Source organism: Streptomyces sp. NPDC005576, from assembly GCF_042871745.1.
Lineage (GTDB): Bacteria > Actinomycetota > Actinomycetes > Streptomycetales > Streptomycetaceae > Streptomyces.
On sequence record NZ_JBIAJC010000012.1, the window covers coordinates 24,382 to 32,650 of the forward strand.

7 protein-coding genes and 1 pseudogene are annotated in these 8,269 nt (G+C 70.8%); 3 read left to right on the plus strand and 5 right to left on the minus strand.

Annotated elements, in window-relative coordinates; translation table 11 throughout:
• Positions 1-584 precede the first annotated feature (584 nt).
• On the minus strand, positions 585-1,079 hold the full coding sequence (locus ACFYPN_RS22050; protein WP_358763865.1) for a MarR family transcriptional regulator: 495 nt from the start codon (positions 1,077-1,079) through the stop codon (positions 585-587).
• Between the two features lie 124 nt (positions 1,080-1,203).
• On the opposite strand from ACFYPN_RS22050, the gene ACFYPN_RS22055 reads away from it, so the two are divergent.
• On the plus strand, positions 1,204-2,226 hold the full coding sequence (locus ACFYPN_RS22055; protein WP_389300327.1) for an alpha/beta fold hydrolase: 1,023 nt from the start codon (positions 1,204-1,206) through the stop codon (positions 2,224-2,226).
• Between the two features lie 73 nt (positions 2,227-2,299).
• Here ACFYPN_RS22055 and ACFYPN_RS22060 read toward each other — a convergent pair whose 3' ends face one another.
• Together ACFYPN_RS22060 and ACFYPN_RS22065 are read right to left on the minus strand one after the other, a co-directional pair.
• Positions 2,300-2,542, minus strand: coding sequence for a hypothetical protein (locus ACFYPN_RS22060; RefSeq protein ID WP_389300330.1), 243 nt, complete (start codon positions 2,540-2,542; stop codon positions 2,300-2,302).
• 90 nt (positions 2,543-2,632) lie between these two features.
• Positions 2,633-2,931, minus strand: a pseudogene (locus tag ACFYPN_RS22065) (Scr1 family TA system antitoxin-like transcriptional regulator); the annotation flags it as partial.
• 1,192 nt (positions 2,932-4,123) lie between these two features.
• Between ACFYPN_RS22065 and ACFYPN_RS22070 the strand changes: the two are divergent.
• Positions 4,124-4,369 carry a hypothetical protein gene (locus ACFYPN_RS22070; RefSeq protein ID WP_389300333.1) on the plus strand — a complete coding sequence of 82 codons (246 nt, stop codon included), beginning with the start codon at positions 4,124-4,126 and terminating at the stop codon, positions 4,367-4,369.
• 85 nt (positions 4,370-4,454) lie between these two features.
• On the opposite strand, the gene ACFYPN_RS22075 is transcribed toward ACFYPN_RS22070, so the two are convergent.
• The gene (locus ACFYPN_RS22075) at positions 4,455-5,141 is read right to left on the minus strand and encodes a DUF6193 family natural product biosynthesis protein (protein ID WP_389300335.1); all 687 of its coding nucleotides are present in this window, start codon (positions 5,139-5,141) and stop codon (positions 4,455-4,457) included.
• Positions 5,142-6,294: 1,153 nt separating this feature from the next.
• On the opposite strand from ACFYPN_RS22075, the gene ACFYPN_RS22080 reads away from it, so the two are divergent.
• Positions 6,295-6,792, plus strand: a complete 498-nt coding sequence (locus ACFYPN_RS22080) for a phospholipase (RefSeq protein WP_389300338.1) — start codon at positions 6,295-6,297, stop codon at positions 6,790-6,792.
• Positions 6,793-6,853: 61 nt separating this feature from the next.
• On the opposite strand, the gene ACFYPN_RS22085 is transcribed toward ACFYPN_RS22080, so the two are convergent.
• Positions 6,854-8,266: a condensation domain-containing protein gene (locus ACFYPN_RS22085; protein ID WP_389300683.1), complete on the minus strand. Its 1,413-nt coding sequence runs from the start codon at positions 8,264-8,266 to the stop codon at positions 6,854-6,856.
• Positions 8,267-8,269: the final 3 nt, after the last annotated feature.

The window sequence follows — 8,269 nt, forward strand, 5'->3', positions numbered from 1 at the left end:
CGAGGTCTGGCACGCATAGCTGGCACGGGCCCGAAAGGCCGAACGGTGATGGCCGATCGCCTCGGCGGACGGGGCGGCCGAGGTGAAGTCACCGGCGTCGGCCGTCACGGCGGGGGACCCGGGGTGGCCGGGTGGCGACCGGCCTGGGCGGGGTGCTTGTCCCGGGCGTTACCGACCCCGGCCGGCTCCTCGGGTCGGGGTGGCGAGGCGGGCGCGGAGACCGGGTTCGCCGCCCTCGCCCCGGGCGAGGGTCTGCCTGCGCAGTGCGAGGAGCGGCCAGGGGCGGGTGCTGACGAGGAGGGCGGTGTCCTGTCCGGGGCCAAGGGTGTCCTGGAGGGGGGTGACGAGGCGGGTGTTCGCGGCCGGGGCGACGCCGAGCTGGTGCAGGGCGATTGCCCGGTCGGTGAGGTCGAGGTCGTGCGGGACGCTCAGGCCCTCGGTCAGTGGCCCCCACGTCCGGCGTGCATCCCGGCTCGCTCCCGACGTCGCGGCCCCGGCAGGCGCGGCGGGGTCTGCGGGCGCCGTACCGGCTGTCGGCGCGGTGCGGGCGGCGGGGGCCGGGCCGGGCGCAGCGGACGCTCGTGTCAGCAGTCGACGTCGGTCGCGGTGGTGTCGGCCTGTGCGGTGTGGGCGACGCGGGCGAGCAGGGTGCGCAGCTGAAGGTTGTCGTGTTCGTCGAGGTCTACGAGCAGCTTTGCTTCAGCCGTGGCGACCTTCTGTCGTACCTCGTTCAGGCGGGTGCGTCCGATGTCGGTGAGCAGGACCTGTCGGGCGCGGCGGTCGCGGGGGTCGGGTTTGCGAGTAACCAGGTCGTGGGCTTCGAGGTCGTCGAGGAGGTAGGTCATCACGGTCCGGTCGAGGCTGACGGCTTTGGCGAGGGCCAGCTGGGAGGGCGGTTCGCCTCCGGAGAGGGCGACGAGGACGAGGTAGGCGCGTGCGCCGCCGGGGAGGTCGGCGACGGATGCGGTGGCGACTCGGCGGAACGCCGAGGAGACCATGCGTATCGCCCAGCCCAGGTCCGTGTCCAGCGCCAGTTCGGCGGCCTCACCAGCGGGTTTGTTGGACGTCGATGCACTCATTTGCACAGCTTAGCATCATACGCTTCAGGGCAGATGTTCTTGCTAGCAGACAATCTTCCATGCATAGTGTTCCGGGTGGTCAGCGACCCTGACCACCCGGAACACCTCTCGCAAGGACATGACCATGAGCAGCAGCAACGATCTGCAGGGCCCCGCGGCGCTGGTGACCGGAGGCACTCCGGGGATCGGCAACGCCCTCTCCCGGAACCTGGTCCGCCAGGGTGTGACCGCCCACGAGAGAGCAGCATCCGCAGAACATCCCAGCGGTAGCGGTGAAAGGAAATGTGCCGTGAGCACAGCCGACTGGCTCCCCGATGGCTTCACCATCAAGCGCATCGCCACCAACGACACGCACCTTTCGGTCGCGGTCGCAGGCAGCGGCCCCGTCCTGGTCCTCCTCCACGGCTGGCCCCAGACCTCCCGCGCTTGGGCCCGGGTCATGCCGGCGCTCGCCCGCACCCACACGGTCGTCGTCCCTGACCTGCGCGGCACCGGAGACAGCGACCGCCCCGCAGAGGGCTACGCCAAGACCAACCAGGCCGACGACATCCGGGGCGTCCTTGACGCCCTGAACCTGGCGGGTCCCGTCACGGTGGCCGGCCACGACATCGGCTCGATGATCGCCCTGGCCTGGGCCGCCTCCCACCCCGAAGACATCTCCCATCTGGTCCTCGTCGACGCCCCGCTGCCCGGCCTCGGCCTGGAAGAAGCGATGAATGTCGCGGAGGGCGGCATGTGGCATTTCGGCTTCTTCATGACCCCTCACATACCGGAGATGCTCTTCGACGGCCACGAACTGGAGTTCTTCACCGCCACGTTCACCGCCATGTCCAACCCCGGCACCTTCAGCGAAGCCGACCTGGCCGCCTACGCCCAGGCATACACCGGTCGGGAGCGACTGCGCGGAGGCTTCGCCCACTACCGCACCCTCCTCGACGACGGACGCGACAACCGGGCCCTGCTCGCGCAGCGCAAGCTGCCCATGCCCGTCCTGGCCGTCGGCAGCACGCGCTCCGGCACCAGCACTGCCGAGGCCCTCGCCCTCCACGCGGATGATGTGCGAGGCGCCGTCGCACCCACCGGACACTTCGTCGCCGAAGAAGACCCCGACTGGTTCACTACAACCCTGACCAGCTTCCTCGCCTGACGCCACCTCGGAGTCTGCGGTGATCCAGGCCACGAGGCGGGCTGTGTGGCGGCGGGACAGAAGTGGTTTCGGCTCAGGCGGTAGCCGAGGAGTGAGGCTCCTGCGGTGGCGGCACGATGCTGGTAGGTGCGGAGGCCGGGGCGCCGGGGGGCGCGGGCAGGCGGGCGTTGTGGTGCCAGTGTCCGGTGAGGGCCGCCAGGAACGCAGTGGAGGCCAGGGGGTCTGTCGCGGCGGCGGGGTGTTCGTCCAGGAGGCGGGCGATGTTCTGCGGGGTATGTCCGGCGAGGACGAGCTGGGGGGGCCAGGGAGATGGCATCGATGCAGGCGGGCCCGGTGGTGGCGTGGGCCCGGTCCACGAAGGTCACCCCTGGGTCCGGTCGTGGACCATGTTGTCGGCGCGCAGGTCTCCGTGGACGATGCGGTCGAGCGGCATCACGGCCAGGAGGTGGCGCAGCTGGCCGCGCATCGTGTCGGGGTCGGCTGCGCGGAATCGCAGGACGGACTCCTCGATGAGGACGACGTAGCGGTGGCCGCCTTCGTAGAGAAGTCAGGAGCGGGCGGCGCGGGCGGCGACGGCTTCGGCAACGTCGTCGGGGGGCCCTGGAAGGTGGTGATCTGGTTCATGAGGGCGGTAGCGAACGCCGGGGTCTGGAGGAAGCCGGGCGGGACGTTGGAGAGGTAGACGCGGCAGTGGCGGGTCTGCTGGCGCTCGCGGGTCAGCACCAGGTACGCCGCGGTGCCCGCGGTCAGGAACGACGCGGCGCCGATCCCGGCCGGCCCCAGTACGGAGAGCGCCTGATCCCGGTACGCCCACACCTCCTGGACGGTCCGCGCGGTGGCCCGCGGGTGGCCGGAGGCCAGGTAGGCGCTCTCGGACACACCCGCGCCGAGCGCGGCCCGGAACGCCAAGCGGCGCCACCCGGGCTGGTAGGAGCGGCGCCGGACCCTGCCCTCCACCTTCAGCAGGACCCGGGTACCCGCCCGCCAGAACGTCGCATCCGTCCGACGGACCCCATCCACATCCCGCCCCGCCACCACCCTCCCGATCCCGAACGCGAGAGACCCGGCGGACTCCTCCACCTGCTTGTCGAACTTCGTCGGACCCACGGCTACGCCCTTCCGGACGTCCACGCACTACACACCCGGAAGCGGACACGAACCGTAAAACGGATCACCTGTGGAAAGATCACGACGAAAGCGGACCCAGAGCGGTGATCTGTGGACATCTTTCCAGCTCGTCACTCCGCACGCGCTCCGCCACCCAGCACGGTTGGTACAACGGTGAGGAGAGATCAACGTCGTCCGGAAGGCCAGGGTAGGCAAACGGTATCTGCGGGAGATCATCCATCCAGGTCTTCACGCAGGCATTGTCGCCGACGACGCACGTGTCCTGTCTTTAATGATCTGGTCTGCGGGTAGGGCTGCGACCTGCGGCGACCACATCGATTGAGACGCCGACCGGCGGAGGATCTCAGGTGATCACCTATCGCCCAGGTTCCCAAACCCGGCGGCCAGAACGGCCATCGCGTGCAGTCGCTCGTAGTACCTGCTCCCGTCCTCGTCGCCGATCGACGGTAGAACCCTCTCAAGGGCCTCGACACGCTCGCCGCGCACCTCGGCCCCGGACCTGCCGGGCGGTGGTCCTGAGCTGCGCACCCGCCGAAAACCGTCTGGTGGCGATTTCCCGGTCGAACCGCGGCCTCGTGGCCCCACGGGGCGCCCCGATGCGTCCAAAGGCCCACGGGCGGGCTGCTGGCAGCCGTCCAGGGGTGCTTGGACGACTGGCCGCCGGACAGCTCCCGAACGGATCCCAGCGCATGCTGACGGGGTGTCCGGCCCTTTTATGGTGTGCCTGTATTCGTCCGGGGCGGCCCCGGACCGAATGAGGGGTGGGGCAATGGAAAGGACCTGGTTCGAGGAAGCGTTCCGCAGGAAACCGCATCCGGTGCTACGTCTGCTGGGCAACCTCGTGCTCTGCGCGTTCCAGGCCGTATGGGTGATCGGCGTCACCACGCACTTCCACACTGCGTGGCGGTGGCTCGCTGTCCCCTTCGGGCTCCGGGCAATCCTCTCCGATACCAGGGGCGCGGTCCTGGCGGCACGAGACCTCCGGCAGTCCGGCAGCGCTCCCGTACCGGACTGAAACACCCTGCACCCAGGGAACCACCGGGACCCGGCCAGACATCCGCTGAGCGTCCGCCGGCATCGGTCCAGCAGTGCCTAGACGACTACCCGCCGGACGGATCCCCAGCGGATGCCCCGCAGTTCCCCAACGGAAGGCCGGCGGACCGGTGGAGGGAGCGGTCGGAGACTGGTGGAGGGAGCGGTCGGAGACCGGTGGAGCGCCGGGACCGTACTGACCGGCGCGTCCGCCAGCGCCCTACCGGTGGGGATGCCGGTGGAATGCCGGTCCCGGCCGGTGACCTCCGGCAGCGGATGTTGGCCGGTTGGCGGGTGCCTTTGACCGGCCTCGGTTTTGCGGGGAGGCCCCGTCGGCTCAGTCGGCGTGGCTGTCCGGTGGCGGCCACGGCCCGTCGAAGGCCGGCCCGCAGTCGAGGGGCAGGTTGGCCACCACGAACGCTGCCGCCTTCTTCCTTCTTCGGCGTGAGCCCTTCCTCCAGGACCGACGAGTGCAGCGGCCCGTAGACCGTGCAGGGCGCGCTGCCCGCGATGAACGGCAGGTCGTTGCTCCACGGGAACTGGGAGTTCCGGTGGAAAGTGAGGCAACCGTGGCTCGGGAACGGCAACAGGACCCGCAGGCGCGGTTCACCGTGGGCGGCTTCGATCACCGCCGGATTCCCCCGCCGCGCCGAGGGCTGCCGGCGCCGGCTCGTGCCCCGCGCCCGGCTCGGCGTAAACGAGATGGCCGATTCCAGCAGCCGTGCGCCTGCCGTGCGAGACCGAGGATGCCTCATGAGTGAGACGGCACAGATGACCGGCGGTCCACTGGATGGCCAAGCCACCGGGCTCCCTGCGTCCAGGAGCGGAAAGGTGAGTACGGCGGCCTGGCCGGCATGGACGTCAGCCTCGGGAACCGCGCCTACGTACGCGACGGAGTCGGCCGGTGGCTCTGGCAGCGCAAGCCCTGGCCCGAAGACAACCACCACTGACCACGGCGGCGGTGTGCGGCGACGGCCGGTCCGGCGGGGACGGTTGCGCGGGGGCGGTCCGGCGGGGGTGGTGGAGCAGGATCGGGCGGTTGGGCGGGGCGACGCAGGGGCCGTCGGGAATGGGTGCGCCGACAGAGTGGTGAAGGCTTGGAGGGCCGCGGCCTTGGGGGGCTTGCCTGCGGTGTTGGAAGTTTGCCTGGCCTGGCTGGAGTGGTCGGCCGGCGTGCAGGTGCCGTCGCCGTTCTTGGCCGGGTCAGCCTTGAAGGCGCCCGGCGCGCTGGACCCATTGGCGTTCCTCACGGACAGCCCGCTCACGCCCGTGCGGTCCCGGTAGGTGACCGAGCCGTTGGTACGGACGGTCAGCGAGGCGTCGTACGGGTTCGGCAGCCATTCGTTCCCTGCCGGGGTACTGGTGGAGGTGAACCGGAGCCGGTGGAAGGAGTGTTGTAGGCGGCGTCCAGGCCCGCATCGCCGTTGATGCCCGGCAGTGACAGGTCCGAGGTGTTGGCCGGCCGGTTCCCCGGCCCGGCATCCATCTGCGCGGAGACGGGGTCACCGGCCGAGGACGATGGCGGGTGGCGCTGCCGCGGGCGCCCGGTGCCGGTGCCCGGCATCGGTGACACGTGTGTGTCGGACAGCGGTGTCAGGGCCGGGCACACGGTGCCCCGGGGATGCCTGGACCTGCCGGTCGGGCTCCGTGTGCAACGGCGTGGTCCACCGCCCTTGCGGCCGCGTCGGCGCCTCGGGTGCCACTCGGGGCGCAACTTCCGGCGTATACGGCGAATCAGACGCTCCATCAGCAACACGTGGCCATCGCTCGACGAACCCTGCAATTCTCGGCGTCCAAACGGCGCAACGACTAGGCATGACAGGTTCATGACGGCATGCTCGAGGCGACCTCATGAACCCCGCGAGGTGCACGCTCGCCCGGCCTCCCCCTCATCCCACGGAGATTGCCATGCGTCGCCAGATCGCCATGCTGCTCACCACCGTCGCCCTCTCGCTCCCGCTCGCCCTGCTGCCCGCCGCATCGGCCTCGGCCGCGCCTGCGGACAGGCCTCAGGTACTCAGCTCATGGACCCAGACGAGCGCCTCCAGCTACAGCAGCTGGAACGCCGCCCGCAACAACCAGGGCGCGTGGGCCGCCTACGGCTTCGACTGGTCGACCGACTACTGCAGCACCTCGCCCGACAACCCGTTCGGCTTCCCGTTCCAGACGGCCTGCGCCCGCCACGACTTCGGCTACCGCAACTACAAGGCCGCCGGCACGTTCTCCGCCAACAAGGCGCGCCTCGACTCCGCCCTCTACGCCGACCTCAAGCGGGTCTGCGCCGCCTACTCCGGCGCGACACTGACCTCGTGCAACGCCACGGCCTGGACGTATTACCACGCGGTGGACATCTTCGGCATCGCACCGGCCGGGACGAGCACCGCCGCACTGACCCGGTCCGCCTGACCGGTCCTCCCTCCGGAGGCCCGGGCCATGTGGTGGCCCGGGCCTCCGGAGGGAGTGGGGGTCAGGTGCGGGCGGCGTCCCCGCGCCCCAGAAGCCCGGGCAGATCGGACAGCAGCGGGGAGGACCCGCACGCGGCGGCAGTGATCAGTTCCTCCAGCGCCTCCAGGTGCGCCCGGATCGCCGTCGGCGGCAGGTACGCGGTGTCCGCGGTCAACATGACGGCGAGCGTGCCCTGTTCCTCGGTCACATGGACGCAGTAGCGGCAGCCCAGCCGTTCCTGGGTGGCGGGGAAGGAGAACCGGGTACGTGTCCGGGCCTTCCTCAGCTCGTCGGCTCCCGGCGGGGGGCCATCCGCCGGCGGGCGCGCGAAGAACCGCTGGTCGTTGTAGCAGCAGTACGGATGCACAGGCGTGCCGCGTTCCTGGCCGATCCGCTCACGGAGCGCCTCCCACGCGACGGGGTCGTACGCGGCGGCCCGGTACCCGGCCATCGCCGCACGCCACGCCACCGGCAGCAGGTCCGTGAACCGTACGGCCGAGGTGGTGTCGAGGAGGAACGGAGCGTCCTGGGACAGCATCGCCACCAAATCCCGGTGGTCCGCGGCGGTGCGGTTGGCGACGATGGGCATCATCGCAGCGGTGCCGTGTCCGCCGTCGGCCGCGACGAGAGCCGCCATGCCGGTCATCAGTACCGTCGACCCGCTGACGCGGTGTGCGGCGGCCAGCGCGTCGGTGGCCATGGCGAGGGCTTCCGACACCAGTCGGCCGCTCCAGAACCGGGGGGTTTGGGGAGCTGCGGCCTGCCGGGGAAACATCGTCGGAGGGATGCTGCGGTAGAAGGACTCCCAGTGGGCCAGCGCCCGCTCGCTGCGGCGCACCCCCGCCGGTCCGTGCTGTTCCACGGCGAGATCCATAGGCGTGGCGCGCGGCTTCCGGCCGGCGGAGCCGCGTACGACCAACAGCCGCAGGTCGCGCACCACCTGTTCGGCGGCGTGTCCGTCGCAGGCGAGATGACAGAGCACCAGCACCGCGTGCGTCACCCTGCCCCCGCTGCGGACCGCACCGACCCGCAGCGGCCACTCCCGTTCGTAGTCGAACCGGGTGGCACTCAGCCGGTCGAGCAGATGGTGTGCGGCCGCGTCCGCGTGCTCCGGCCGTGGTTCGTCGACCACGGTCAGCGGCAGCAGGCCCGAGTCCGACAGCGCCTGCACCGGCACCTGCTCCGGTGTCCGCTCCGTCCCCCGCAGCCTGGTCCGCAGGGCCTCGTGGCGTTCCATCAACGCCGCCACCGCGGCGGTCAGCTGCGCCAGCCCGGTCCTCCGGCCGCGCTCCGGCAGGGAAAGGAGCCGGCCGATGTTGAAGTAGATGTCGTTCGGGGCGGTCCGCAGGATCGCGTTCCAGATCGCCTGTTGCCCCCACGTCAGCGGCGCCGTCCCCGAGCGGTCCCCGGTGAAGGGGACTTCGACCACGTCCACCGC